Consider the following 25,900-nt stretch of genomic DNA (forward strand, 5'->3'; position numbering starts at 1 on the left):
GACCTCTCAATACATATAAAAAATCATCCTGTGGAATACAAAAGGATGATTTTTATTATGAAAATTTTGTGTGGATGTCAATCGTTATATTCTAGTTTTTTACAATTTTTTGATTGTAATATATAATAATAAGTAATGTTTTTAGAATTTTTAGTTTTATAAGAGAGTGATTGTAGGAGGAGAGAAAGGGTGTACAATAAAAAATCAATGCCGGCTATAAAAATGATCCTTTCGATGTCTATTTTCGGATCAATTGGATTTTTTTCTGTCCAAACAGGTTTACCGTCTTTTGAATTAGTATTTGTTCGTTGTATTTGTGCAACTATATTTTTAGCGTTATGTTGGTTAGTGACAGGACAATATAAAAATGAAAAGTGGAATAAAAAAGAGATTGTGCAAATATTAGCGTGCGGCGTATTTCTCGTTTTTAACTGGGTATTTCTATTTAAAGCGTTTGAAGTTATGTCAATTACAATTGCAATTTCTGTCTATCATCTCGCTCCAATTATCGTATTAATGATTGGGAGTATCGTATTTAAAGAGAGGCTAACAGCGTTTGCCGTTATGTCCATTGTCATTTGTTTCCTCGGCACGGTTTTAGTAGCTGGAGTAGATGGAAGTGTGTCGCTCGAGAAACTCATGTCATCTGGAATGGTATGGGCACTACTTGCAGCGTTATTTTATGCTTTTACGACTTTATTAGGAAAAGGAATCAAGCATACGAGTGCATATGCGATGACATTTGTACAAACGTTTTTAGGTATATTTTTATTGTTACCATTTGTGGATTTCGGACAGTTTCAAGGTTTAACAGAGACGAACTGGATGATGATAACGGCAACAGGACTTATACATACTGGGTTTGTATATTACTTGTTTTTTGACAGTTTAAGAGATTTATCGACGAGACTTATTTCTGTATTAGTGTTTTTAGATCCTGCTGTAGCAATTTTGTTAGATACGGTCTTTACCGGATTTAGACCGACTAGTATGCAAGTTGTAGGGATTGTCCTTATTTTTGTAGGAATGGCACTCACTTTTCGTAAAGGAAGAGAAAAGGAGCTATCGGTGAAGGGAAGTGCTACCTCTGAAATGTAAAGTTGTATTTGATATAATTTCATTTTTAATTTTGGAAGATGTTACGAAAAGGCCGTTGTTGTATAACAGTGGCCTTTTTTGTATGGAATAGAGCACGAAAGAACGGCGTTTTCAAAAAAAATGAAATGAATTTTCAAAAAAAACTTCCTTTTCTGAAGATTTGTTATATAATATAAAACATAAAATCAAATCTGTTATAAAACAGTTTAAGAAGGGGATGCTAATATGTCGACGCGAACTTCACGGGTTACATTGCCCGGAGAAATGTTACCAGCGTACAACGAAATATTGACACCTGAGGTGCTTAGTTTTTTAAAGGAACTACATGAAAATTTCAATGAGCGCCGCACAGAACTATTACAAAAACGTGTAGAGAAACAAAAAAGAATTGATGCAGGGGAGTTTCCGAAGTTTTTAGAAGAAACAAAGCACATACGTGAAGCGGATTGGACAATCGCCAATCTTCCGAAAGATTTAGAGGATCGCCGCGTAGAGATTACTGGACCGGTAGATAGAAAGATGGTCATTAACGCTTTAAATTCAGGAGCTCATCTTTTTATGGCGGATTTTGAAGATTCGAATTCACCAACTTGGGAAAATGCGATTGAAGGCCAAATTAACTTACGAGATGCAGTAAAGGGAACGATCTCACACAAAAATGATAAAGGAAAAGAATATAGATTAAATGATAAAACAGCTGTACTCATTGTGCGTCCAAGAGGATGGCATTTAGAGGAAAAGCATATGCAAGTTGATGGGAAAAATATGTCCGGCAGCTTAGTGGATTTTGGTCTGTATTTTTTCCATAATGCGAAGGCGCTTTTAGAAAAAGGAAGTGGCCCGTACTTTTACTTACCGAAAATGGAAAGTTATTTAGAAGCGAGATTATGGAACGATGTATTCGTATTTGCTCAAAAATACATCGGTATTCCAAACGGAACAATTAAAGCGACTGTGCTATTGGAGACGATTCACGCTTCGTTTGAAATGGATGAAATTTTGTATGAGCTAAAAGATCATTCTGCTGGCTTAAACTGCGGAAGATGGGATTACATTTTCAGCTTCTTAAAGGGTTTCCGTAATCATAATGAATTTTTACTGCCAGATAGAGCGCAAGTCACGATGACGGCGCCGTTTATGCGCGCGTATTCTTTAAAAGTAATTCAAACATGTCATCGCCGTAATGCACCAGCAATCGGAGGAATGGCAGCACAAATTCCGATTAAAAATAATCCAGAAGCGAATGAAGCGGCTTTCGAAAAGGTGCGTGCTGATAAGGAGCGTGAAGCTTTAGACGGTCATGATGGGACTTGGGTTGCCCACCCGGGACTTGTACCGGTTGCGATGGAAGTATTTAATCACATTATGAAAACGCCGAATCAAATTTTTAGGAAACGTGAAGAAATACGTGTTACAGAAAAAGATTTATTAGAAGTACCAGTGGGAACGATTACAGAAGAAGGTCTTCGCACGAATATTAGTGTAGGTATTCAATATATTGCATCTTGGTTAAGTGGACGGGGAGCAGCGCCAATTTATAACTTAATGGAAGATGCAGCAACTGCGGAAATCTCCAGAGCACAAATATGGCAATGGATTCGTCATGAAGGCGGAAAGCTAAATGATGGCCGCAATATTACGCTCGAATTAATGGAAGAATGGAAAGAAGAAGAATTAGTAAAGATAGAAAGAGAGATTGGTAAAGAAGCCTTTAAGAAAGGGAGATTCCAAGAGGCGACAACATTGTTTACAAACCTCATTCGGAATGATGAGTTCGTACCGTTTTTAACATTACCGGGTTATGAAATTTTATAAAGTGAAAAGGGGATGGAATAAATGAAAAACGAAAGAATCGATAAATTACAAGAGAACTGGGAATTAGATACGAGATGGAAAGGAATAACACGTCCGTATTCAGCTGAAGATGTAATTCGTTTGCGTGGTTCGATTGATATTGAACATACAATAGCACGCCGCGGGGCTGAGAAGCTTTGGACATCGCTTCATACGGAAGATTATATTAACGCACTTGGTGCATTAACAGGAAACCAAGCGATGCAACAAGTGAAAGCGGGATTAAAAGCAATTTACTTAAGTGGTTGGCAAGTAGCGGCTGATGCAAACCTTTCTGGACATATGTATCCAGACCAAAGCTTATATCCAGCGAACAGCGTACCAGCTGTAGTAAAACGAATTAATCAAACACTTCAACGTGCGGATCAAATTCAGCATATGGAAGGAAGCGATGATACAGATTATTTCGTACCGATTGTAGCAGATGCAGAGGCTGGATTTGGCGGACAATTAAACGTATTCGAGCTTATGAAAGGTATGATTGAAGCGGGTGCATCAGGTGTACACTTTGAAGATCAATTATCTTCAGAGAAAAAATGCGGACATTTAGGTGGAAAAGTATTACTGCCGACACAAACAGCGGTACGTAATTTAATTTCCGCACGCCTTGCTGCGGACGTAATGGGAGTACCGACAATTATCGTTGCAAGAACAGATGCAGATGCAGCCGATTTAATTACGAGTGATATCGATCCGGTTGATAAAGCGTTTATTACAGGAGAAAGAACACCAGAAGGATTTTATCGTACGAAAGCAGGACTGGATCAAGCAATTGCACGTGGTTTAGCGTATGCACCGTATGCAGACCTCGTTTGGTGTGAAACGTCTGAACCAAATTTAGAAGATGCAAAACGATTTGCAGACGCAATCCATAAAAAATATCCAGGGAAATTACTCGCTTATAACTGTTCACCGTCATTTAACTGGAAACAAAAATTAGATGAAAAAACGATTGCGAGCTTCCAAAAAGAAATCGCATCTTACGGTTACAAGTTCCAGTTCGTAACACTTGCTGGATTCCACTCATTAAACTACGGCATGTTTGAATTAGCGCGTGGCTATAAAGAGCGTGGCATGGCAGCATATTCTGAATTACAACAAGCGGAATTCGCAGCAGAGAAACACGGTTACTCTGCAACTCGTCATCAACGCGAAGTAGGAACAGGTTATTTTGATGAAGTAGCACAAGTCATTACAGGCGGTACTTCATCAACGACAGCGTTAAAAGGTTCTACAGAAGAAGCTCAGTTTACGAAATAAAAGGAAGGTGATCACAATTAAGTGATCACCTTTTTTATTACTCTTTATATAAACTGATAACATCTTCTCCCGTTAAATATATTACGGTTACTTTTTTATTATCCTTCTCATAAACTTTCATTCCACCCTCTGCAAAAGTCTTATCCCATCCCTTTAATTTTATATGTATTTGATACCATATAGATAAACCTGATTCAAAACAATCGCCTTTATATACATACTCACCTATCTCCTCAGTAGTATGAATTAATTTAGCTTCATAAGGTATAGGGAATCCTTTAATTTCAGAATCAATAGTCTTATTAAAAACTAGAAGGTATGTTAACGTAATAATAGTAGCCAATAACAAAAATAAAATCTTTTTCATGTATGTAAATCCCCCATGGCAAACGGCCTTGTAATTTTATCCCGCTATTTGCGGCAGTAAGACTCCCGCCTCAAAAGTTGGCTGGAGCAAAGAAGTTACGTGGGAGATGCACAAAACCCCACTGATTAAAGTTTCCCTTTAACTAGTTGTATTATAATATAATATTTTTATAATGTGATTTTAATTATTATAAAATTTTTGTGAAACGAAAAAATGGGCTGAATTCTCTTACATAACTATAGAAAGCTAAAATTTCGTTAGGGGGTATCTCGAGATTTTAGCTTGATAGTTCCGGTAGGAAAAGAAACGATATGAACGATTATTCGGATATATGTAACATAACTTAAAATATATTTACTAACAAAAATAGAAATAATATTAGATCCATTCTTTCCCATGCTTACGAATAAACGTCATATCTTTTTCATAATGATCTAGATGTCCTTCATCAATCATTCTTTGGAAATTTCCGTCTCCTTCTTGTGCTTTTCTTTTCACATATGTACATAACCCTTCTAAACGTAGTAACACCATTTCGAAGTAATTTTCGTCCATATCTTTATCGTAGGACTGAGCAAACAACTTTACTCTTTCTTTAATACGACCTGCATGTTGCGATGAGTCGTAATGAATTGCCTCACCTGATTCCGTATAATACACTCGACTTAAAGGTACACAAGTATAAAGCGTATAAGCGATATCCCACATTCTTGGACCAGGAGCAGCGACGTCAAAATCAATAATACCGACTGGCTTTTCATTATTGAAAATAATGTTATATATAGCAAAATCATTGTGGCATAAAACCTCAATGTTATGTGGGGTATGATCCATCGGTTTCCAATCAGCTAATAACGGAAAGTCACTTACAGCATCATGGTACAGACGGAGCATCTTTGCGATTTCTTTCAGCACATCATTAGACCACATGAATTCTTTTAAAGGATAATTGCCTGCGTCGCCTTCTATAAATGATAAAATCTCTCTATCTTTTTCATCTATGCCCAAAAACTTTGGGGCATAATGAAATCCTTTGTTTTCTAGATGACGTAATAGCTTATGAATTTTTGTACTGTCTGGCTTTAATTCCCGCCGAACAGTATTTTCAGAACGATATACGTTTGAGACGTTTCCCCCTGTTAGCTTTTCTTCTTGTTCGTAGTTTGACATGTGAAAATTCCCCCTATAATTAAAAAATCCAATTCCAAATAGTGAATATACCGACAATAGCAGAGAAAAGAAGGAAAGCAAGGAATACTAGACACCCAAGAGAGAGTAACTTATCTTCCCATGTTTCTTTATATTCATATACTAATTCCTCTGCTACTTTTTTTTGTACTGGAGATAAAGGCTGCTCTTTATACAATTTCTTTATCTTGCTAGAATCGCCTTTGAATTTTAAAGCACGCGCAATATGATAAGGATCATTTCCCATTGATTTTTCAAATAATAAACATGATTCATGCATAATATCTGTTTTATGCTCCTCTAGATACCAATAACGTCCAGCCATTTCTGGATATTGTAATTTATAATAAATGTCTCCGATTTGTTTTCGAAGATGTAATTCATTTGGGTATGTAAAGATGAGACCGTGTAATCTTTCTCTTGCCTTTCCGAGATTATTATTTTCAATATCCTCTTCAATTCTCTTTAATGTTTTTTTAGGAATTTTGGTTGTCATGAATTCCTCCTTATATAGAATAGAGATAATTTTATTTTATAAGAAATACTAAAAATTAGAAATTCTATTTTCAAAAAAGATTGTACATTTTATTTTAAGTATGCTATGATGATGTCAGTTGAATAGTTAAATTAAGCAATCCATATATTATCAAGTGCCGAAAACGAACGAGAAAAAGTATGTGAGAACTAGTTTATGTTTCGTGTTTGATAATGTGTGGATTCTTTTTTTATACAGGAAGACTAAAATAATTTGTATTTTCTTAGGAGGAAATAATCATGGCAGTAACAGGACAAGTAAAATGGTTTAACAACGAAAAAGGCTTCGGTTTCATCGAAGTTCCAGGCGAAAACGATGTATTCGTACATTTCTCTGCAATCGAAACTGAAGGTTTCAAATCTTTAGAAGAAGGTCAAAAAGTTAGCTTCGAAATCGAAGAAGGCAACCGTGGACCTCAAGCTAAAAACGTAATCAAACTATAATTTTATAGTTGATGATGGAAAAAAGGATGGCTCATGCCATCCTTTTTTTGTTGTTGAGATATATGTAAATGAAGTTGTACTCGACGTTTATAGAGGTAATGAAGAAGAGTAAAAGGCTTTCCAAAAAGGAAGGCCTTTTACTCTTCTTTTCCTGCTTTTTTCTTCTCGCGTTTTTTACATTCAGGACATTTCGATTTACGAAATGGTTTAGCGAAGAATAGCAGAATGAAAAATAAACCGAATATAATACTAGCTGAGTTTTTCACGATAATGACGCTACTATTTTTCATTTGAATCGATGGTTGGATCTCTTTTTCTTCCATAAGGGCCCTCCATATATTGGATTTATATTTTAATTATAGCAAAGTTAATTGTTGTAATGATGTAAAAAGAGGAAGGGATAATAAATATTTATAGGTAGTATAAATGCTGTTTTTATGGTTATAAAACTATTTAATTTATATATCGTGATTTTATTGTTTGACAAATGTTTGATAAATGATAAAAAATTGTAAAAAAGCGGAACCTGTTACCTATTTCCTTTTCATAGGTGCTAAAATTATATATGCAGCTGCTAATATAAATAGAAAATGAAAAAAGGAGATAATAGGATATGGAAAGTAAAGTAGAACGCTATGTCGAAAATTATGTTGTAACTAAAAATACAATGGCCTTACTTCCTGTTATTCTAAGTGAAAAGAAAATTGTTACGCGAGTTGTTGAAATGGAAGATTCTTTTTTCGTATTTCAAAAGCCTCTAGATATTATAGAGAGAAGTTGTCGTAAGCATGGATCTAGTTTTTTGGGCAGAAAAGAAGGAACGAAAGAGTTAACGCACATTACACATAAAGCACCGATTGCAATCAGTCCGACAGATCAACTTTATTTTTTCCCTACTTATTCTTATTCTAGAAAAGAGTGCGCGTGGCTGTCGCATTTTTATATCGAAAGTAATCGAGAATTAAAAGATGGAAATCTTATGATTCGATTTATAAATGGCCTTGCTGTGAAATTAGAAATATCAAAAAGTAGTTTTGAAAATCAACAAAATCGTACAGCGAAACTGCGTACAGAATATGAAGATCGAAAGAAGAAACAAGGAAATCCTTGTTTTAAAGAAATTGATAAAAGAGATGAATCAACATTAAGACCAGCTTATGAGAAAGTGTATTTTGTTAGGGAAGAAGATGTGTGAGAGGAAAAGGATGAGGAGACTCATCCTTTTTTTATTTCATTATATATACAGTTTACGCTGTAAGATTCATAAATAAACCGAGTGAGATGTACAAATATATTGTTCTTTAATGGAACAATATAATGGTAATTTCCTTATATATATTTAATGTAGTGTGAATATATATCATTTTATATTTGTGGCATACATGATACTTCTTTCTATATAGGTAGAAATACCCTTACGTGCAGTAAGGGTATTTTTTTGAAAAAGACGAATTATTCCTTTCTGTAGTTTCTGCTTTTTCATCAAACGTAACCGTTAAGTTACAATTTGTGTATAGTGTCTAAATTATCTTCATATCCTGTCGAATATTGAAAGATTATCATAGCTAAATAATGAAGGAATTCTAATGAAGGACATGGAAACTTAATAATTACATCTCCATATGTCGTATCTACCATTTCCTCTTTCAGAAAAGCAATGATACAGTAGAGGTAGTAATTAGAGTAAAGGGGTAAAGTGTAGAATGGATTTTCAGTCAATCAAAGAGTATTTTTCACCAGAAAATATGGATCATATTGTTGAAAGTTATAAGGCGTTCGGACCGCTTCTTGGCATCGGTTTGCCGATGATAGAGGCGCTTATTCCAGCATTACCACTTATTGTGTTTGTACTAGCGAATGCTGTTGCATTTGGATTTTGGCTGGGTTTCCTTTATTCATGGCTTGGATCAGTAATCGGTGCTATGCTTGTTTTTTTCATTATCCGCCATTTTGGACGAAGCCGTTTCTTTTCTTTTGTAAATAAGCATGAGAAAGTGCGCAAGGCAATGGGGTGGATTGAAAGGAAAGGATTCGCGCCAGTGTTTGTTATATTTTGTTTTCCGTTTACACCGTCTGCGCTTATAAACGTTGTAGCTGGTTTATCTCGCATTAGCGTAAAACAGTTCGGACTTGCGCTCGCATTCGGGAAGCTTGTGATGATTTTTATTTTAACGTACATCGGTCATGATTTAATGTCGTTTATTCATAAGCCAGTGAAATCAGTTATTGTAGCGATTGTTATTTTTATTTTATGGTATGTCGGTAAAAGAATTGAAGTAAAGTTAGAACTACATTAAGAATAGTCTTCTTTGTCCCACTATTTGAGGGCAGTGAAACTCCCTCCAAAAAATTCGGCTGAAGCAGAGAAGTTAGGTGGGGATCAAACTGCCCGATCGGTGCGGGATGAACAAAATCCCCACCGATTAAGTTTCACTTTATAAATGCAAGCTTCATTATTAAAGGGTAAGGGGAGAAGCGGATGAAGAAAACTTTGAAAAAAGAAGGCCTAGAGTGGATACGAACAATTTTAATTGGTGTACTATTAGCTGTATTTTTTCGAACGTTTTTCTTTTCAACGTACGTTGTAGAGGGGAAGTCAATGATGCCGACATTGCAGGATGGCAATATGCTCGTTGTAAATAAGGTGAGTTATCAAGTGGGGGACTTGAACAGGTTCGATGTCGTCGTTTTTCATGCGAATAAAAAAGAAGACTATGTAAAGCGAATTATCGGTTTACCTGGAGACCATATTGAATATAAGCATGATAAGTTGTATATAAACGGTCAATTTATTGATGAGCCTTATTTAGAGAAGTACAAGAAAGAGATAAATGGAAGGCAACTAACAGGTGATTTTACATTAGAAGAGTTAACAAAAGAAAAGGTGGTGCCAGCTGGTCATATTTTTGTAATAGGCGATAACCGCCTTGGGAGCTGGGATAGTAGACACTTTGGCTTTGTGAAGGCTGATACAGTTGTCGGTAAAGTCGATTTAAGATATTGGCCAATTCAAGAGGTGCAAACGAATTTTTCAAAAGGTTGATATAATGAAGTAGAAGTATAGAAAAGACAAACAACTCCGTTTGTCTTTTTTCGTGTACTATAATACAATTATAGTAGCAAACTAACGTTCGTTGTGTAAGTGAAAGGTGGGGTTACATGTCACTTCGATTGGTGATTGGTAGAGCGGGAAGTGGAAAGAGTACACTTTGTTTACGAGAAGTGCAAGAAGAGTTAAAACAGCGCCCGAGAGGCAAAACAATATTATATCTTGTGCCAGAACAGATGACATTCCAGACGCAGCAGGCGTTAATTGAAAGTGAGGATGTAAGAGGTTCTATTCGGGCACAAGTTTTTAGTTTTTCACGATTAGCTTGGAAGGTGTTGCAAGAAGTTGGCGGAGCGAGTCGTCTTCATATTGATGAAGCGGGTGTGCATATGTTACTTCGTAAAATTGTAGAATCTCGTAAAGATGGATTATCGGTGTTCCAAAAAGCAGCGGAGCAAAACGGTTTCTTTGAGCATCTTGGCAGTATGATTGCGGAGTTTAAACGTTACAATGTGACGCCATCTAACGTATATGAAATGTGGCAACAATTAGATGCGCATAGTAGCAGTGCTGAGCAAAAGTTATTAGCGAATAAAGTATATGATTTACAGCTATTATATGATGATTTTGAACGTGCTTTAATCGGGAAATATTTAGATTCAGAAGACTATTTACAATTGCTAGTGGAAAAGCTTCCGCAGTCTGAGTATGTAAATGGTGCTGAAATTTATATAGATGGGTTTCATTCATTTTCTCCGCAAGAACTTGAAATTGTAAGACAGCTCATGATTTGTGGAGCGAGAGTCACAATTACGTTAACGATAGATGAAAAAACATTAGCGCAGCCAGTGAATGAACTGGATTTATTTTATGAAACGACGTTAACATATGAAAAAATAAAACAAGTAGCGCGTGAAGAGAAAATAGAAATTGAAAAAACAATTCCACTTATGGAACAACCGCGTTTTCATTCTCCGGCATTAGCTCATTTAGAAACGCATTATGAAGCGCGTCCGAATGAAAAGTATTATGATGAAGCAAGTGTAACAATTAGTACAGCGGCGAATTTACGAGCTGAAGTAGAAGGGGTTGCTCGTGAAATTCGTAGACTTGTCGCGGATGAAACGTATCGTTATCGAGATATTGCAGTACTTCTTCGTAACGGGGAAAGTTATTACGATGTGATGCGAACGTTATTTACAGATTATAATATTCCACACTTCATCGATGAAAAACGCCCGATGTCACATCATCCATTAGTAGAATGTATTCGTTCTGCCTTAGAAATTATTAGCGGAAATTGGCGTTATGACGCGGTGTTTCGCTGCGTGAAAACAGAGCTTTTATATCCATTAAACGTAAGGAAAGAAATGATGCGTGAAGAGATGGATGAGTTCGAAAACTACTGTTTAGCGTACGGTGTACAAGGGAAGAGATGGACTTCTGAGGATCCGTGGATGTATCGCCGTTACCGTTCACTTGACGATACAAACGGAATGATAACAGATATTGAACGTGAAATGGAAGAGAAAATAAACAGGCTGCGTGATGTTGTAAGAACGCCAGTTATTCGCATGCAAAAAAGGTTAAAGCGTGCGGGAACAGTGATGCAAATGTGCGAAGCGGTTTACTTATTTTTAGAAGAACTTGACGTTCCAAAGAAGTTAGAAGAATTACGTATACGTGCAGAAGAGAGCGGAGATTTCTTATTTGCAACAGACCATGAACAAGTATGGGAAGAAGTAATGAGCCTTCTTGATACGTTTGTAGAAATGCTTGGTGAGGAGAAGATGTCACTATCAATGTTCACGGACGTTATGTCGACAGGACTTGAGGCACTTCAATTCGCTAACATTCCGCCATCATTAGATCAAGTATTAGTTGCCAATATTGATCACTCCAGGTTATCAGATGTGAAAGCAACGTTTATTATCGGCGTAAATGAAGGAGTTATTCCAGCAGCACCGATGGATGAAGGGATGCTTTCTGATGAGGAAAGAGAAGTTCTTGGTGCGGCAGGAATTGAACTCGCGCCAACGACGAGACAAACTTTATTAGAAGAGCAGTTCGTTATGTATCAGATGGTAACGAGAGCGTCTGAGAAATTATATATTTCATGCCCACTTGCAGATGAAGAAGGAAAGACATTACTTGCATCTAGCTTTATTAAGAAAATAAAAAGAATGTTCCCTAATGTGAAAGACTCGTTTATTACGAATGACGTAAACGACTTATCGCGTTCGGAACAAATTTCATACGTAGCAACGCCAGAAGTGACGTTATCTTATGTCATGCAGCAACTACAAACGTGGAAGCGATACGGATTTGAAGGGAATCTAGATTTTTGGTGGGACGTCTATAACTTCTACGTCACTTCGGATGAATGGAAACAAAAAAGTAGTCGCGTGTTATCGAGTTTATTCTATCGAAATCGTGCGCAGAAACTAAGTACGGTAGTAAGTAGAGATTTATACGGAGATAAAATAAAAGGAAGCGTTTCTCGTATGGAACTCTTCAACCGTTGTGCGTACGCTCATTTCGCGCAGCACGGTTTATCGTTAAGAGAGCGTGATATTTTTAAACTAGATGCACCAGATATCGGTGAACTATTCCATGCAGCACTGAAGAGAATTGCAGACAGGCTATTACGCGAAAACCGCACTTGGGCGGATTTATCAATAAAAGAGTGTGAGCATCTTTCTGTTTTAGTAATAGAAGAAATCGCACCGTTATTACAAAGACAAATTTTATTAAGCTCAAATCGTCATTTCTATTTAAAACAAAAACTACAACAAATCATTTTCCGTACGTCAATCATTCTTCGTGAACACGCGAAGTCGAGCGGTTTCGTACCAGTTGATTTAGAGGTGCCATTCGGTATGGGCGGTACGGGATCGCTTCCGCCGATGGAATTCTCATTACCAAATGGTGTGAAGATGGAAGTTATCGGCCGTATTGACCGTGTGGATAAGGCTGAAGATGAAAACGGAACATTCCTTCGTATTATTGATTATAAATCAAGTTCAAAAGCGTTAGACTTAACGGAAGTGTATTACGGATTGGCACTTCAAATGTTAACGTATTTAGATGTCGTTACTACAAATGCACAAACGTGGATGAAAAAAGGCCACGCAGCATCACCTGCTGGTGTACTGTACTTTCATATTCATAACCCGATTGTTGAAATGAAAGGTGACGCATCTGAAGCTGAAATTGAAAAAGAAATTTTAAAGAAATTTAAAATGAAAGGCCTCGTACTAGGAGATGCTGACGTTGTTCGTTTAATGGATAACAAACTTTCAACAGGAAGTTCAGATATTATTTCTGCTGGTCTGAAAAAAGACGGTAGTTTTAGTGCGCGTTCTAGCATTGCAAGTGAGCAAGAGTTTAACGTACTGCAAAAATATGTACACCATACGTTTGAACATATCGGAAAAGACATTACAGAAGGTGTTATTGATATTGCTCCTTACAAAAAGGGGAATAAAGCGGCATGTACGTTCTGTAACTTCAAATCTGTCTGTCAGTTTGATGAATCACTTGAAGATAATCAATTCCGTACGTTAAAAGATATGAAAGATAGTGAAGCGATGGAGAAAATTAGAGAGGAGGTTGACGGAGAATGATAGAGAATTGGCCTAAAAAACCAGAAGGTAGTCAATGGACAGATGACCAGTGGAAAGCCGTTGTAGCGAATGGACGTGACATTTTAGTCGCAGCAGCAGCTGGATCGGGAAAAACAGCAGTATTAGTTGAACGTATGATTAAAAAGATTATTAATGAGGAAAATCCAGTCGATGTCGATCGCCTGCTCGTTGTAACATTTACGAATGCAGCGGCGCAAGAGATGAAAAATCGAATTGGAGAAGCGTTAGAAAAAGTACTAATTGATGAGCCAGGATCTCAACATGTAAGAAAACAGCTGAGCCTATTAAATAAAGCATCTATTTCAACGATCCATTCATTTTGTTTACAAGTAATTAGAGGGTATTACTACATGCTGGATGTTGATCCTCGTTTTCGTATTGCAAATCAAACAGAAAATGAGTTGTTAAAAGAAGAAGTGCTAGATGACATATTAGAAGAAGAGTATGGAATCGAAGATAATAGTATTTTCTTTGAATTAGTTGATCGCTATACGAGTGACCGTAGTGATGATGACTTACAAAGAATGATTTTAGCGCTTCATACAGAATCAAGAGCGCATCCAAATCCGGAAAAATGGCTCGATAAATTAGTAGAAGCATACGACGTGGAAGGAAAGACAATTGAAGATTTAGTGTATGCTTCTTACCTATTAGAAGATGTGAGATTCCAGCTTGAAACAGCGGAACAACATATTCGTAAAGCAACCGAACTCGCAATGCTTCCTGACGGCCCGGCGCCTCGCGTTGAAACCCTGCAAGCGGATGCAGCTTTACTTGGAATGTTATCATCAGCAGCTCGTGAATCGTGGACAAGCGTGTATGAAGCGATGCAAAACGTATCGTGGCAAACGTTAAAGCGTATTAAGAAAAGTGATTACAACGAGGATGTTGTAAAACAAGTAGACTCTCTTCGTAATAAAGCGAAAGATGAAGTGAAGAAATTACAAGAAGAGTTATTTAGCCGCAAACCTGAAAGTTTCTTACGAGATTTTCAAGATATGCATCCTGTATTAGAAAAACTTGTGAAGCTCGTAAAAGTCTTTACAGAGCGTTTCCAAGCGATGAAGCGAGATAAAGGAATGGTTGATTTCACAGATTTAGAGCATTTCTGTTTGCAAATTTTAAGTGAACAAAGTGAAAATGATGAAGTGAAGCCATCAGCAGTAGCGCTTCAATATCGTAATAAATTTGCAGAAGTACTAGTCGATGAATATCAAGATACGAACTTCGTACAGGAATCCATTATTAAATTCGTAACGAAAGATTCTGAGAGTGAAGGGAACTTGTTCATGGTTGGTGACGTAAAACAGTCAATCTACCGTTTCCGACTAGCAGAACCAGGCTTATTCTTAGGAAAGTATAAACGCTTCACGCAAGAAGGATCGGGCGGCGGAATGAAGATTGATTTAGCGAAAAACTTCCGTAGTCGTCATGAAGTACTAGCAGGTACGAACTTTATTTTCAAACAAATTATGGGCGAAGAAGTTGGGGAAATCGATTACGATGCTGACGCTGAATTAAAGCTAGGTGCTAGCTATCTAATAGGTGAAGATGTAGCGGCTGAATTATTATGCATTCAGCAAACGGAAGAAGAAGTACTAGAGGGTGAAGAAGGTACGGAAGTCGAAAAGGCGCAACTGGAAGCTCGTCTTATGGCGCAGCGCATTAAAGCGATGGTCGATTCAGGTTATGAAGTGTATGACCGAAAAACGGATAGTATGCGACCAGTGCAATATCGTGATTTCGTTATTTTACTTCGCTCTATGCCGTGGGCACCGCAAATTATGGAAGAGTTAAAACTACAAGGAATTCCAGTATATGCAGACCTTGCGACTGGTTACTTTGAAGCGACAGAAGTAAATATTATGATGAACGTATTCCGCGTTATTGATAATCCGATGCAAGATATTCCACTTGCAGCAGTACTTCGTTCACCGATCGTTGGATTAAATGATGAAGAACTTGCGACGCTTCGTGCTCACGGAAAGAAAGGGTCATTTTATGAAGTAATGAGCTCATTCTTAAAAGGTGCACCGCTTGAAGAAGAACAAGAACTTCATGAAAAACTAGAATGGTTTTATAACTTACTACAAGGATGGCGTGAATTCGCGCGCCAACAATCACTTTCTGATTTAATTTGGAAAGTGTACGGTGAGACAGGGTATTATGACTTTGTCGGCGGTTTACCAGCTGGAAAGCAAAGGCAGGCAAACTTGCGTGTATTATATGACCGCGCAAGGCAATATGAAGCAACATCATTTAGAGGATTATTCCGCTTCTTACGTTTTATTGAACGTATTTTAGAACGCGGTGACGATATGGGGACGGCGAGAGCTCTTGGTGAACAAGAAGATGTTGTTCGCATTATGACGATTCATAAAAGTAAGGGACTTGAGTTCCCGGTCGTATTTGTAGCTGGACTCGGTCGTCGTTTTAATACACAAGATTTAATGAAACGTTTCTTACTGCATAAAGACTTCGGTTTCGGTTCACAGTTCATTGATCCGCGTAAACGAATTAAATATACGACATTATCGCAACTTGCAATTAAACGTAAAATGAAAATGGAATTAATTGCGGAAGAAATGCGCGTATTATACGTAGCTTTAACGCGTGCAAAAGAGAAGTTAATTTTAATCGGAACAGTTAAGGATGCAAATAAGGAAATGGAAAAATGGCTCGATGCGAGGGAACATAGTGAATGGTTATTACCAGATCACATACGTGCTGGAGCGTCTTGCTATTTAGACTGGATTGCACCTTCATTATATAGACATCGTGATAGTGAAATACTTCTTGAATTAGGACAAGGAAGTATTCCAGATGAAATTTACGGGTATGACACTAGCTGGAAAGTAGAAGTTGTGGACGGTAACACGCTACTTGCACCAGAGCCAGTTCAAGAAGAGAAACAAGAGTTGTTAGAAGCACTTCGTGAGAAAAAGGCTGTGCCATTACAAAGTGAACGAAAAGAAGAAGTGTACGATAGGTTAATGTGGAAGTACGGGTATGAGGAAGCAACCTCTCATCGTGCGAAGCAATCCGTTACAGAAATAAAGAGAAATTATCAGTCTGAAGAAGGCAGCGATAACGCCTTTATTAGAAAACTACGTGCACCAATTAAAACACGTCCGCGCTTTATGGAGAAAAAAGGATTAACGTACGCAGAGCGTGGGACAGCAGTCCATACCGTTATGCAACATGTAGATTTGAAGAAGCCGATTACGGTTGAAGTTCTTCAAGAACAAATTGCTGGAATGGTAAATAAGGAATTGTTAACATTCGAGCAGGCGGAAGAAATAGCGATTGAAAAAGTAATTTCATTCTTTGACAGTGACCTAGGTAAAAGGGTATTAGCGGCGAAAAGTGTTGAGCGTGAAGTTCCATTTACGATGATGCTATCAGCAGAAGAAGCATATCAAGATTGGCAAGGGAATAGCGGGGAATCGATTCTTGTCCAAGGGGTTATCGACTGCATGATTGAAGAAGAAGATGGTATTACGCTAATCGATTTCAAAACAGATACGATTGAAGGTAAATTCCCAGGCGGATTTGAACAAGCAAAACCAATTTTAGAAGATCGCTATAAAGTGCAGCTTTCGTTATATGCAAAAGCACTCGAGAAAAGCTTACAACATCCTGTGAAAGAGAAATGTTTATACTTCTTTGATGGGAATTATGTTGTGAATATTGAGGAATAGAGGGGCTTGAAAATGGCGACGGAAAAAACGTTAAGAACGTGTGAAAAAGGACATGAATACTATAAAAGTAGCGATTGTCCAACTTGCCCAACCTGTGAGAAAGAGAGAAAGCCAAAAGAAGGTTTTCTCTCTCTTCTTTCAGCACCAGCAAGAAGGGCATTAGAGCACCATGGTATTCACACTGTAGAAGAGCTCTCAAAATATAGTGAAAAAGAAATTTTAAAACTGCATGGTATGGGACCTGCGTCTTTGCCGAAGCTTAGGAAAGCTTTGGAGGAGAGCGGGTTATCATTTAAATAAATGGTGATGTGATGAATAATTTTCAAAGAAAAGATCCGTTACTATTTCATATAAAAAAGAGGTGTCACCTATAGGAGACACCTCTTTTTTACGCTGTTCCAATCTGATCTTGATCTGCCACATCAGAATCAAACGTATTTGTTGCACTAACGCCGTTAAAAGTGTTGACGACAAATCCGACATTAGAAGCTCCGGACCCGTTATAAGCTTTCGTGTTTTCTTTCGGAGACACGTTATAAAAATCTCCTAAATTGAAAGAACCGTTACTGTTTTGAACGACTAGATTTCCAACAACAGAAGGCATACCATCCACCTACTTTACTAAGCTTTTTAATTACTATATGAATTATTGAGCGGAAGGTTCATCCGTAATATATTGGCGGATTTGCATAATACGAGAGTTATTAAAAACATAATCAACATTTCCAATTTGAAAGCAACCAGAATTTAAAAGTGTTCGCAATTCAACGTTATTTACTTCAATAAAAGGGCATTCATTTATAATATTTAATTTGACATCTGTCGTTCGCTTTGGGATTGTAATGTGTTCATCTGTAAAGATTTCAAATGCATCTAAGCGCCCTTCACCTTTTATATAACAAGGGATTTCCCTGTGGACGGCAAGAGCTCTACTTTTTAATTCCATTTGATTTGCATCTCCAACTTGAAATACAGCAGCAATCCCTAAAGAAATAATAGAAACATTTTGGACAATAGACACATGATGTAACATAATTTCTCAGTCTCCTTAACCTGGAGTAGGAGGGACATCTGTTACTAATGGTACAAATGGACCCTCTGTAACAGTTTCAAACGGTGTATCAAGAATAGAAGATAAAATGAGGAAATTTGCATCCCCAATTAAAAAGAGAGCGGACGAAGATACACCGTTCATTTTAATCTGTCCGACTTTTAACTCACGATTTACAACGTTAAGATTCATACATACTTACTCCTTTCGGAAATTTCCCGGTATGTGCTGAATAAAGGATAGAAAGGCTTTGTCGATATCTTGTTTCATTGCTTGAATAATGAGGTTTCGTAAATAATCTGGATCTGTTGAAATACCTTCATATGATTGAGCTTGTGATAAATAATAAGGAAGTCTATGCTCCATCTGTTTTTTTATGTCATCAACCATCATTTGTCGATACATTTCATCAAGCGGTGTTCTCTCTTCTTGTTCAAAGTGGAGAATTCGATTATATGCTTCTTCATCTAAGTAGCGATGCATTTCTTGAAGGATACCTTGATAAAAGTCAGGGTTGGTGTCAGTTTCAGGATTGACCTTCAATGTTTCTGTATCAACTTGAAAATCTTCAATTTGTTGTCCTTTTGTTGAAAATGGATTTAAACCAATATTTAAAGTACCATTTAAATTTTCTACTTTTAATTGATCGAATTTGTATTCCACTTTTCCTATAGAAGAGGAGGGGCGACTTTTTAATTCATTAAGCTCTTCTTGTAATTGGCGGACTTGATCTTCTAGGCTAAGGATGGTTGCTTGTTGTATTTGGAGAGCTTGCTGAAGTTGGTGTAAGTAAGTATATATATCTTGATTCATTTTGTGAAACCTCCTTTTCAATAGGGAGGGTAAATATATTCCTGCTATATATTTATGACAAGGATGCCTTAAGAAGAACTGTTTGATGGTTTGATAGAAATAATTTGTCCTTTCGCCTGTAATGGGCGAAGAGGCTCTGTAAATCCACCCGTATTTGAAAATTTAGATAGAGCTTTAATACTTCCGGCCGTACCAATTTGGAATACAGAAGAAGTCGTAATGCTATCGATTCTAATACTGTTAATGATAATACTTTGGTTCACGTAAAAATTCAATGCAATTGCCTCCTTTAAGTTGAACCAATTATCGCTTGATCGATTACATCTGAATCATTGACAGTCGTTGCGCTTTGATAATTGTAGACAGAAACATTATCTCCAACGTTAAAAGAGCCGGCCCCAGCGAAAGCACGTGAATAACTAATAGGCCTAATCGCAAATACATCTCCAATGTGAAAAATACCACTTGACCCAATATTGACGATACGAATATGTCCGACCATAGCTGGCATATAAAACACCTTTCGTTTTTAAAATTTTCTTTTCTACTATTGTATGGGCGTTTTCAATAAAATGTGTGTTTTTTTGAAATAAAAGAAACACACACGTTATTACGTGTGTGTTTCGAATGTTTGATTAGGTTGAAAATCCGTATGTACATGCCAAATTACATTTAAGAGCCTGTCCAGTTCTTGGCTACAATCCACTGTTTTTTGAGAAGTCATTCCGTAGCGTTCAGCAAAATAGATCATTTTTTCACGTTTTTTTTCAATAGCTTGCTCAAACATTGAAATCGGCTCCATCTCTAAATGAAATTTTTAGTATATATGTAGTACATATTATACAAAAATCCCATAAAAAAGAAACAACTTCGCTAAAAAAAGTAAAATTTCTACATTTTATGTCAAATAACGAATGGTAACGAATAAGGTGCGAGAAGAATATTGTAAAAATTAGCGTGCATGAGAAGGTTTTTTTCTTATAGATGCGAATACAATTAAATGGTATGAGTTTTAGGATGGAGAGTGGAAATATTGCGTTTTGTAACGGCGAAGAAAGAGGAAAAGGTATTTGTAGGTATTGTAGACGAAGAGGAAGAAAAAGTACTGCACTTAAGAGAAGCGCAAAGACAAAAAGGGGAAAAGGTTACGATTCCGATTACAATGTTAGAGTGTATTGAAAGAGGGACTGAATGTCTTGAGAAAATATGTGAAATTGTAAATTGGGCAAAGGAAAATGAAGGGGTAGCGTATTATCCGTTAACAGAGGTGAAAATATTAGCACCAATTCCAAGGCCAAGAAAGAATATACTTTGTGTTGGGAAAAACTATCGTGAACATGCAATCGAGATGGGCGGAGTAGAGTCTATTCCGGAAAATATAATGATTTTTACGAAAGCACCAACAACAGTTATTGGAATTGATGAGAAAATCAATGGGCATTCCCACGCAACGAATGAACTAGATTATGAAGGGGAACTAGCTATTGTTATTGGTAAGCGAGGGAAGCAAATAAAAAAGAAAAAGCGCTTGACCATGTTTTCGGATATACAGTTATAAATGATGTAACCGCTCGTGACATTCAAAGGAAACATAAACAGTTTTTCCTTGGGAAAAGCTTCGATACGTTTTGTCCGATGGGACCGTATTTAATGCATAAATCAATGGTTGAAACGCCGAACGCATTACACATCGAAACAGTAGTAAATGGAGAAGTAAGACAAACTTCAAACACAAATAAAATGATTTTTTCAATTGAAGAAATTATTTCAACGATAAGTAAAGGGATGACATTAGAACCAGGCGATATTATCGCAACAGGAACGCCGTCTGGTGTCGGAAAGGGCTTTACACCACCGAAGTTTTTACACGCTGGTGATGAAGTGGTCATTACAGTAGAGGGAATTGGTACTTTGCGAAATGTAGTGAAATGAAGAAAACAGCTATCTTGTATAAAGATAGCTGTTTTCTATGGTCTCGGGTTATAGAGGTAATCGATAACGGCAAAAGTGTAAAGACCAATTAATGCAAGTGTACAAATGCCAAATAATATAACCGCAAGTGCGCTTTTTTCTCGTCCAAATCCAATAATAGTAAGAATAACAGCAGTCCAAAATGATGCTTTCAGTAGTGTGAGTGTAGTAGGAGTTGAGTAATGAAGCCATGTTGTGGAAAGGATGAAACCAAAGAATGTAACTAAAATAAAAGCTGTAGCTAAATAGTTAATATGTTTACCATATCTTAATAGCATGTCGCACCTCCTTCTGTGAATGAAAATACAGAAAATTACAATTGAATTTTAATATAAATCACTATAAAAGGAAAGAGGTTGTCCTAACGTGTAGGACAACCTCTCTATCATTACGATAAAACAGCTTTAATTTTTTGGAATGCCCACTCTAAATCTTCTTCAGAGATTACTAGAGGTGGTGCGATACGAATTACATTTTCGTGTGTTTCTTTACATAACAGCCCAGCTGCTTTTAGTTGTTCACAGTAAGGACGAGCTGGCTCGTTTAATTCGATACCGATGAATAAACCTTTACCGCGAACGTCAGTAATCATTGGGTTATCAATTTCTTTTAATTGCCCAACTAATTTTTCTCCTAATTGAAGAGAACGCTCTGTTAATTTTTCTTCTTCTAACACTTCAAGAGCTGCGATAGAAACAGCACATGCAAGTGGGTTACCACCGAATGTAGAACCGTGAGAACCTGGCTCGAATACACCTAAAATATCGCGGTTTGCTGCAACGCAAGAGATTGGGAATACGCCGCCACCAAGTGCTTTACCAAGTATGTACATGTCAGGAGTTACATCGTCCCAGTCGCAAGCAAATACTTTACCAGTACGGCCTAAGCCTGTTTGGATTTCATCTGCTACAAATAAAACGTTTTCTTTTTTACATACTTCAAGAGCTTCTTTTAAGAAACCAGCTGGTGGAATGTTAATTCCTGCTTCACCTTGAATTGGCTCTAAAATGAATGCTGCTGTATTTGGTGTAATTGCAGCTTTTAACGCTTCTAAATCACCGTAAGGAATTACAATAATGCCAGGAAGCATTGGACCGAAGCCACGCTTGTACTCTTCGTTTGATGACATAGAAACAGCACCCATCGTACGTCCGTGGAAGTTATCTTCACAAACGATGATTTCAGCGCGGTTTGCTTCTACTTTTTTCACATCATAAGCCCAGCGGCGAGCTGTTTTAATTGCAGTTTCAACAGCTTCTGCACCTGTATTCATTGGAAGTACCATTTCTTTATTAGTTAGTTTCGCAACTTTTTCGTACCAAGGGCCTAATTGATCACTATGGAAAGCACGAGAAGTTAACGTAACACGATTAGCTTGGTCAATTAAAGCGTTAATAATTTTTGGGTGACGATGACCTTGGTTAACTGCAGAATATGCACTTAATAAGTCCATATAGCGATTTCCTTCAGGATCTTCTACCCAAACGCCTTCTGCTTTAGAAATAACGATTGGAAGTGGGTGATAGTTATTTGCTCCGTATGTGTCTGTAAGTTCGATAATATCCTTAGTTTGAATCATGATTGTTCCCCCTTTTGTTATTACAAGAAGTTTGTAAATACTCTAAATATTATATCATTTAAATGTAAAAAAGCGAAACATTTCCTGAAAATAAATGAACATGTTATCATATAGAGTGAAAAAGTGTGAAAAGAGGAGGTAGGGGATACGATGGTACATATGCATATTACAGCATGGGCGTTAGGTTTAATTTTATTCTTCGTTGCGTATTCACTTTATTCAGCAGGAAGAAAAGGGAAAGGTGTACATATGGGGCTTCGTCTTATGTACATTATCATTATTGTGACAGGTTTCATGTTGTACATGGGTATTATGAAGACTGCAACAAGTAACATGCACATGTGGTACGGTTTAAAAATGATAGCTGGTATTTTAGTTATCGGTGGAATGGAAATGGTTCTTGTGAAAATGAGCAAGAATAAGGCAACAGGGGCAGTTTGGGGATTATTTATTGTCGCACTAGTAGCGGTATTTTACCTTGGACTGAAATTACCGATTGGTTGGCAAGTATTCTAATAAAAAATAAAACCACCGTATCTCTCAAATGTTTGGGGGATACGGTGGTTTTTATTTTTATGTCGCATCGATATGCAACTCTTCTCCATTTACTTTCGTAAAACGGAAAATATTTTTATTTGAAGAAGAGTGACGAACGAAATGGTGCTGCAGTGTACAGATCATCTCTTCATTATCAAATAAAAGAATATTTACTCCCTCGCATGCTTCCTCTTTCGGTAAGAAGGATAAATAATTATGGCAATACATGCAATCATATAGAGAGTAATGAAGTGATTGCAATGATTCTGTTAATAACGCAAAAACAGAATCGGGTAATTCCTCAAGCCATTCATGATAGCTAAGGAGTAATTTTTTACGAATGCGTATCATTTCCCCGTTTTGGAGGGGATGTTGTTCATTTGCGATTTGCAATATGTTTTGTTCATAAAAACGAGCTGGTAGCCAGTTGTTGTTATATAAAACCTCAAAGCCATCTTCGGCAATATCTTCTAATAAAAATGCTTCGTCATTTTCATCATCAAAGAATACCCATTCATTGTTTATATATTCTACATTACCGACTGAATGAGCACGAGGCTGGTTATATAAAATATGTTTACGTTGTATCATACACGATTTCTCCTTTATGAAAAGTAGTTATTCTTGTTATAGACAGTTCGCGCGTTCTTTATAACTAGACACATCCGGACATAGGTGGGCATACAATAAAACACGTTTTACTGAGTGAAATTACTATTCCGTATACGGATGGTAGGTTATCGTCAAGTTTGTCATTTTTTTGTATCCGCACTTTTAGAGTGGGGATTACTGCACGTTCAGGAAAAGTAATAAGATGGAAGGATGATTTATATGTGCGGGATTACAGGATGGGTGGATTATAAACGCTCATTAGAAGGAGAAAGGGCCGTCGTTATGAAGATGGCTGAGACGTTAGCGAAGCGTGGCCCAGATGATAATAAAGTTTGGATTAAGGGTAATGTCGCGTTTGGGCATAAACGGTTAATCGTTGTTGACCCTGAGGGTGGTAAACAGCCGATGACTTGTTTAAAGGATGAAGTGAATTATGCAATTTGCTATAACGGCGAACTTTATAACACGGAAGACATTCGAAAGGAACTTTTAAGAAGAGGATATACGTTCAAAGGTCATTCTGATACGGAAGTATTATTAGCATCGTATATTGAATGGAAAGAAGAATGTGTCGATCATTTAAACGGTATATATGCGTTTGCTGTATGGGACGAACGGAAAGAACAAGTATTTATTGCAAGAGATCGATTAGGTGTAAAACCGCTATTTTATAAATATGATAGTGGACGATTACTATTTGGCTCAGAGTTAAAAGCGATACTAGCGCATCCTGATGTGAAGGCTGAAGTAACGTTAGAAGGGTTATCAGAAATATTCGGCCTCGGACCATCTAGAACGCCTGGTCACGGTATTTATGCTGGTATAAAAGAATTACGACCGGGCCACGCAATGACATTTTCAAAAAATGGTTTATGTATATGGAGATATTGGAATGTAGAAAGTAAAAAACATGAAGATTCCTTTGAAGAAACAGTAGAGAAAACACGCTTTTTATTACAAGATGCTATTACAAGGCAACTCGTTTCTGATGTACCGTTATGCACTTTTTTATCAGGTGGTGTAGATTCAAGTGCTATAACAGCAATTGCCGCAAAAGAATATGAAAGATCAGGGAAAGGGCCATTACACACGTATTCTATTGACTATGAAGATAATGAAAAATATTTTAAAGCAAATGCATTCCAACCCAATTCAGATGCGCCGTTTATTAACTTAATGACTGAAACGTTTCAAACGACTCACCATCGTTGCGTCATTTCAAATGAACTGCTAGCAGAGTGTTTAACAGAAGCGGTGCTCGTTCGTGATTTGCCTGGTATGGCAGATATCGATTCCTCATTATTATGGTTTTGCCGCGAAATTAAACAAGACTTTGTCGTCGGTTTATCTGGAGAATGTGCAGATGAAATCTTCGGTGGGTATCCGTGGTTTTATAGAGAAGATGATTTACAATCAAGTGCATTCCCATGGATGCGCTCTACAGAAGCACGTGAACAACTTCTGAAGAAAGAATGGAGAAGTAAATTAAATTTACAACAATATGTACAAAGGCGCTATGAAGAATCCATTCAAGAAGTTCCTATTTTAGAGGGAGAAAGCCCACTAGAAGCGAAGAGACGACAATTATTTTATTTAAACATGGTATGGTTTATGACAACATTATTAGACAGAAAAGACCGCATGAGTATGGGAGCAAGCTTAGAAGTGCGCGTTCCATTTGCGGACCACCGACTTGTCGAATATGCGTGGAATATTCCTTGGGAAATGAAAATGTATGAAAACCGCGAAAAAGGTCTATTGCGTAAAGCTTTAGAAGGGATACTTCCACATGACATTTTATATAGAAAGAAGAGTCCTTATCCGAAAACGCATAACCCGCATTATACAAAAGCGGTAACAGTATGGCTACAGGATTTATTAACGGATAAAGGCTCAATTTTGCATGAATTGTTTGATAAAGAGCAATTGAATGGATTAATCCACTCAGGCGGAAGTGCATTCCAAACACCTTGGTTCGGTCAATTAATGACTGGGCCGCAACTTCTAGCTCATTTAGCACAAATTCACGTTTGGTTTAAAGAGTATGGGGTAAATATTAAAGAATAGCAAAAAAGCGGCTTACATGTACGTGAGCCGCTTTTTTTATTAAATAAATTGTCATATAAAATTAAAAACCACCTTATAAATAATATTTATTTAGAATTATTATTTTGACGTACTTATTATTGCTTGTT

Annotated in this window: 26 protein-coding genes and 1 pseudogene; 13 read left to right on the top strand and 14 right to left on the bottom strand. The window is 37.1% G+C overall.

The window, feature by feature from the left end; translation table 11 throughout:
• Window positions 1–189 precede the first annotated feature (189 nt).
• The 3 genes from BTOYO_RS18915 (at window position 190) to aceA (ending at window position 4,212) form a co-directional block, all read left to right on the top strand.
• The gene (locus BTOYO_RS18915; RefSeq protein ID WP_000282398.1) at window positions 190–1,098 is read left to right on the top strand and encodes a DMT family transporter; all 909 of its coding nucleotides are present in this window, start codon (window positions 190–192) and stop codon (window positions 1,096–1,098) included.
• Window positions 1,099–1,323: 225 nt separating this feature from the next.
• Window positions 1,324–2,913 carry a malate synthase A gene (gene aceB / locus BTOYO_RS18920; RefSeq protein WP_000107647.1) on the top strand — a complete coding sequence of 530 codons (1,590 nt, stop codon included), beginning with the start codon at window positions 1,324–1,326 and terminating at the stop codon, window positions 2,911–2,913.
• A gap of 21 nt (window positions 2,914–2,934) precedes the next feature.
• Window positions 2,935–4,212, top strand: a complete 1,278-nt coding sequence (gene aceA / locus BTOYO_RS18925) for an isocitrate lyase (protein WP_000787333.1) — start codon at window positions 2,935–2,937, stop codon at window positions 4,210–4,212.
• 37 nt (window positions 4,213–4,249) lie between these two features.
• On the opposite strand, the gene BTOYO_RS18930 is transcribed toward aceA, so the two are convergent.
• The 3 genes from BTOYO_RS18930 to BTOYO_RS18940 form a co-directional block, all read right to left on the bottom strand.
• Window positions 4,250–4,579, bottom strand: coding sequence for a hypothetical protein (locus BTOYO_RS18930; RefSeq protein WP_000721808.1), 330 nt, complete (start codon window positions 4,577–4,579; stop codon window positions 4,250–4,252).
• Window positions 4,580–4,957: 378 nt separating this feature from the next.
• The gene (locus BTOYO_RS18935) at window positions 4,958–5,749 is read right to left on the bottom strand and encodes a phosphotransferase (RefSeq protein ID WP_000073821.1); all 792 of its coding nucleotides are present in this window, start codon (window positions 5,747–5,749) and stop codon (window positions 4,958–4,960) included.
• A gap of 19 nt (window positions 5,750–5,768) precedes the next feature.
• Window positions 5,769–6,263 (bottom strand): DUF6584 family protein, encoded by a 495-nt coding sequence (locus BTOYO_RS18940; protein WP_000208488.1) that lies wholly within the window; start codon window positions 6,261–6,263, stop codon window positions 5,769–5,771.
• Between the two features lie 278 nt (window positions 6,264–6,541).
• Here BTOYO_RS18940 and cspA point away from each other — a divergent pair, with 278 nt between their 5' ends.
• Entirely contained in the window at window positions 6,542–6,745 is a 204-nt protein-coding gene (gene cspA / locus BTOYO_RS18945) for an RNA chaperone/antiterminator CspA (protein ID WP_000301522.1), read from the top strand.
• A 137-nt stretch (window positions 6,746–6,882) separates the two neighbouring features.
• On the opposite strand, the gene BTOYO_RS18950 is transcribed toward cspA, so the two are convergent.
• Window positions 6,883–7,068, bottom strand: coding sequence for a hypothetical protein (locus tag BTOYO_RS18950; protein WP_000391370.1), 186 nt, complete (start codon window positions 7,066–7,068; stop codon window positions 6,883–6,885).
• A 290-nt stretch (window positions 7,069–7,358) separates the two neighbouring features.
• Here BTOYO_RS18950 and BTOYO_RS18955 point away from each other — a divergent pair, with 290 nt between their 5' ends.
• The 6 genes from BTOYO_RS18955 to BTOYO_RS18980 all read left to right on the top strand — a co-directional run bounded on the left by BTOYO_RS18955 (window position 7,359) and on the right by BTOYO_RS18980 (window position 17,442).
• Entirely contained in the window at window positions 7,359–7,940 is a 582-nt protein-coding gene (locus BTOYO_RS18955) for a competence protein ComK (protein WP_000444438.1), read from the top strand.
• A 508-nt stretch (window positions 7,941–8,448) separates the two neighbouring features.
• Window positions 8,449–9,042: a TVP38/TMEM64 family protein gene (locus BTOYO_RS18960; protein WP_000347508.1), complete on the top strand. Its 594-nt coding sequence runs from the start codon at window positions 8,449–8,451 to the stop codon at window positions 9,040–9,042.
• 182 nt (window positions 9,043–9,224) lie between these two features.
• Window positions 9,225–9,788 (top strand): signal peptidase I, encoded by a 564-nt coding sequence (gene lepB / locus BTOYO_RS18965; RefSeq protein ID WP_000751914.1) that lies wholly within the window; start codon window positions 9,225–9,227, stop codon window positions 9,786–9,788.
• A 116-nt stretch (window positions 9,789–9,904) separates the two neighbouring features.
• Entirely contained in the window at window positions 9,905–13,420 is a 3,516-nt protein-coding gene (gene addB / locus BTOYO_RS18970) for a helicase-exonuclease AddAB subunit AddB (RefSeq protein ID WP_000058647.1), read from the top strand.
• Window positions 13,417–17,142: a helicase-exonuclease AddAB subunit AddA gene (addA, locus tag BTOYO_RS18975; RefSeq protein WP_000572316.1), complete on the top strand. Its 3,726-nt coding sequence runs from the start codon at window positions 13,417–13,419 to the stop codon at window positions 17,140–17,142. Before addB ends, addA begins: the two co-directional genes overlap by 4 nt.
• 12 nt (window positions 17,143–17,154) lie before the next feature.
• Window positions 17,155–17,442, top strand: a complete 288-nt coding sequence (locus BTOYO_RS18980; RefSeq protein ID WP_000179958.1) for an RNA polymerase alpha subunit C-terminal domain-containing protein — start codon at window positions 17,155–17,157, stop codon at window positions 17,440–17,442.
• 88 nt (window positions 17,443–17,530) lie between these two features.
• On the opposite strand, the gene gerPF is transcribed toward BTOYO_RS18980, so the two are convergent.
• The 7 genes from gerPF to BTOYO_RS19015 form a co-directional block, all read right to left on the bottom strand.
• Complete coding sequence (gene gerPF, locus BTOYO_RS18985) at window positions 17,531–17,746, bottom strand: spore germination protein GerPF (protein ID WP_001141566.1); 216 nt, start codon at window positions 17,744–17,746, stop codon at window positions 17,531–17,533.
• Between the two features lie 42 nt (window positions 17,747–17,788).
• Window positions 17,789–18,175 carry a spore germination protein GerPE gene (locus tag BTOYO_RS18990; protein WP_000902321.1) on the bottom strand — a complete coding sequence of 129 codons (387 nt, stop codon included), beginning with the start codon at window positions 18,173–18,175 and terminating at the stop codon, window positions 17,789–17,791.
• A gap of 15 nt (window positions 18,176–18,190) precedes the next feature.
• Window positions 18,191–18,385: a spore germination protein GerPD gene (gene gerPD / locus BTOYO_RS18995; RefSeq protein WP_001052804.1), complete on the bottom strand. Its 195-nt coding sequence runs from the start codon at window positions 18,383–18,385 to the stop codon at window positions 18,191–18,193.
• A 6-nt stretch (window positions 18,386–18,391) separates the two neighbouring features.
• Complete coding sequence (gerPC, locus tag BTOYO_RS19000; RefSeq protein ID WP_001070754.1) at window positions 18,392–19,006, bottom strand: spore germination protein GerPC; 615 nt, start codon at window positions 19,004–19,006, stop codon at window positions 18,392–18,394.
• A 68-nt stretch (window positions 19,007–19,074) separates the two neighbouring features.
• Window positions 19,075–19,281, bottom strand: a complete 207-nt coding sequence (gene gerPB, locus BTOYO_RS19005) for a spore germination protein GerPB (RefSeq protein WP_001012514.1) — start codon at window positions 19,279–19,281, stop codon at window positions 19,075–19,077.
• Window positions 19,282–19,295: 14 nt separating this feature from the next.
• Complete coding sequence (gene gerPA, locus BTOYO_RS19010) at window positions 19,296–19,517, bottom strand: spore germination protein GerPA (protein ID WP_001111187.1); 222 nt, start codon at window positions 19,515–19,517, stop codon at window positions 19,296–19,298.
• A 99-nt stretch (window positions 19,518–19,616) separates the two neighbouring features.
• Window positions 19,617–19,793: an aspartyl-phosphate phosphatase Spo0E family protein gene (locus tag BTOYO_RS19015; RefSeq protein WP_000462849.1), complete on the bottom strand. Its 177-nt coding sequence runs from the start codon at window positions 19,791–19,793 to the stop codon at window positions 19,617–19,619.
• 246 nt (window positions 19,794–20,039) lie between these two features.
• On the opposite strand from BTOYO_RS19015, the pseudogene BTOYO_RS19020 reads away from it, so the two are divergent.
• Window positions 20,040–20,938 (top strand): annotated as a pseudogene (locus tag BTOYO_RS19020) (fumarylacetoacetate hydrolase family protein).
• Between the two features lie 35 nt (window positions 20,939–20,973).
• On the opposite strand, the gene BTOYO_RS19025 reads toward BTOYO_RS19020, so the two are convergent.
• A complete protein-coding gene (locus BTOYO_RS19025) occupies window positions 20,974–21,255 on the bottom strand; it encodes a hypothetical protein (RefSeq protein WP_000926856.1) in 282 nt (93 codons plus the stop codon).
• Window positions 21,256–21,365: 110 nt separating this feature from the next.
• On the bottom strand, window positions 21,366–22,556 hold the full coding sequence (gene rocD, locus BTOYO_RS19030; protein WP_000616647.1) for an ornithine aminotransferase: 1,191 nt from the start codon (window positions 22,554–22,556) through the stop codon (window positions 21,366–21,368).
• A gap of 150 nt (window positions 22,557–22,706) precedes the next feature.
• On the opposite strand from rocD, the gene BTOYO_RS19035 reads away from it, so the two are divergent.
• A complete protein-coding gene (locus BTOYO_RS19035; protein WP_000233490.1) occupies window positions 22,707–23,072 on the top strand; it encodes a YisL family protein in 366 nt (121 codons plus the stop codon).
• 57 nt (window positions 23,073–23,129) lie between these two features.
• Here BTOYO_RS19035 and BTOYO_RS19040 read toward each other — a convergent pair whose 3' ends face one another.
• Window positions 23,130–23,684 carry a DUF2777 domain-containing protein gene (locus BTOYO_RS19040; protein WP_000616037.1) on the bottom strand — a complete coding sequence of 185 codons (555 nt, stop codon included), beginning with the start codon at window positions 23,682–23,684 and terminating at the stop codon, window positions 23,130–23,132.
• 240 nt (window positions 23,685–23,924) lie between these two features.
• Here BTOYO_RS19040 and asnB point away from each other — a divergent pair, with 240 nt between their 5' ends.
• Window positions 23,925–25,772, top strand: a complete 1,848-nt coding sequence (asnB, locus tag BTOYO_RS19045) for an asparagine synthase (glutamine-hydrolyzing) (protein WP_000333959.1) — start codon at window positions 23,925–23,927, stop codon at window positions 25,770–25,772.
• The last annotated feature ends 128 nt before the right edge of the window (window positions 25,773–25,900 follow it).

Source organism: Bacillus toyonensis BCT-7112 (assembly GCF_000496285.1).
Classification (GTDB): domain Bacteria; phylum Bacillota; class Bacilli; order Bacillales; family Bacillaceae_G; genus Bacillus_A; species Bacillus_A toyonensis.

What these genes read in the sequence shown, in the direction of transcription:
- aceB (WP_000107647.1), top strand. Translation starts at nt 1,324, where the DNA reads ATGTCGACGCGAACTTCACGGGTTACATTGCCCGGAGAAATGTTACCA.
- aceA (WP_000787333.1), top strand. Translation starts at nt 2,935, where the DNA reads ATGAAAAACGAAAGAATCGATAAATTACAAGAGAACTGGGAATTAGAT.
- BTOYO_RS18930 (WP_000721808.1), bottom strand. Translation starts at nt 4,579, where the DNA reads ATGAAAAAGATTTTATTTTTGTTATTGGCTACTATTATTACGTTAACA.
- BTOYO_RS18935 (WP_000073821.1), bottom strand. Translation starts at nt 5,749, where the DNA reads ATGTCAAACTACGAACAAGAAGAAAAGCTAACAGGGGGAAACGTCTCA.
- BTOYO_RS18940 (WP_000208488.1), bottom strand. Translation starts at nt 6,263, where the DNA reads ATGACAACCAAAATTCCTAAAAAAACATTAAAGAGAATTGAAGAGGAT.
- cspA (WP_000301522.1), top strand. Translation starts at nt 6,542, where the DNA reads ATGGCAGTAACAGGACAAGTAAAATGGTTTAACAACGAAAAAGGCTTC.
- BTOYO_RS18950 (WP_000391370.1), bottom strand. Translation starts at nt 7,068, where the DNA reads ATGGAAGAAAAAGAGATCCAACCATCGATTCAAATGAAAAATAGTAGC.
- BTOYO_RS18955 (WP_000444438.1), top strand. Translation starts at nt 7,359, where the DNA reads ATGGAAAGTAAAGTAGAACGCTATGTCGAAAATTATGTTGTAACTAAA.
- BTOYO_RS18960 (WP_000347508.1), top strand. Translation starts at nt 8,449, where the DNA reads ATGGATTTTCAGTCAATCAAAGAGTATTTTTCACCAGAAAATATGGAT.
- lepB (WP_000751914.1), top strand. Translation starts at nt 9,225, where the DNA reads ATGAAGAAAACTTTGAAAAAAGAAGGCCTAGAGTGGATACGAACAATT.
- addB (WP_000058647.1), top strand. Translation starts at nt 9,905, where the DNA reads ATGTCACTTCGATTGGTGATTGGTAGAGCGGGAAGTGGAAAGAGTACA.
- addA (WP_000572316.1), top strand. Translation starts at nt 13,417, where the DNA reads ATGATAGAGAATTGGCCTAAAAAACCAGAAGGTAGTCAATGGACAGAT.
- BTOYO_RS18980 (WP_000179958.1), top strand. Translation starts at nt 17,155, where the DNA reads ATGGCGACGGAAAAAACGTTAAGAACGTGTGAAAAAGGACATGAATAC.
- gerPF (WP_001141566.1), bottom strand. Translation starts at nt 17,746, where the DNA reads ATGCCTTCTGTTGTTGGAAATCTAGTCGTTCAAAACAGTAACGGTTCT.
- BTOYO_RS18990 (WP_000902321.1), bottom strand. Translation starts at nt 18,175, where the DNA reads ATGTTACATCATGTGTCTATTGTCCAAAATGTTTCTATTATTTCTTTA.
- gerPD (WP_001052804.1), bottom strand. Translation starts at nt 18,385, where the DNA reads ATGAATCTTAACGTTGTAAATCGTGAGTTAAAAGTCGGACAGATTAAA.
- gerPC (WP_001070754.1), bottom strand. Translation starts at nt 19,006, where the DNA reads ATGAATCAAGATATATATACTTACTTACACCAACTTCAGCAAGCTCTC.
- gerPA (WP_001111187.1), bottom strand. Translation starts at nt 19,517, where the DNA reads ATGCCAGCTATGGTCGGACATATTCGTATCGTCAATATTGGGTCAAGT.
- BTOYO_RS19015 (WP_000462849.1), bottom strand. Translation starts at nt 19,793, where the DNA reads ATGTTTGAGCAAGCTATTGAAAAAAAACGTGAAAAAATGATCTATTTT.
- BTOYO_RS19025 (WP_000926856.1), bottom strand. Translation starts at nt 21,255, where the DNA reads ATGCTATTAAGATATGGTAAACATATTAACTATTTAGCTACAGCTTTT.
- rocD (WP_000616647.1), bottom strand. Translation starts at nt 22,556, where the DNA reads ATGATTCAAACTAAGGATATTATCGAACTTACAGACACATACGGAGCA.
- BTOYO_RS19035 (WP_000233490.1), top strand. Translation starts at nt 22,707, where the DNA reads ATGGTACATATGCATATTACAGCATGGGCGTTAGGTTTAATTTTATTC.
- BTOYO_RS19040 (WP_000616037.1), bottom strand. Translation starts at nt 23,684, where the DNA reads ATGATACAACGTAAACATATTTTATATAACCAGCCTCGTGCTCATTCA.
- asnB (WP_000333959.1), top strand. Translation starts at nt 23,925, where the DNA reads ATGTGCGGGATTACAGGATGGGTGGATTATAAACGCTCATTAGAAGGA.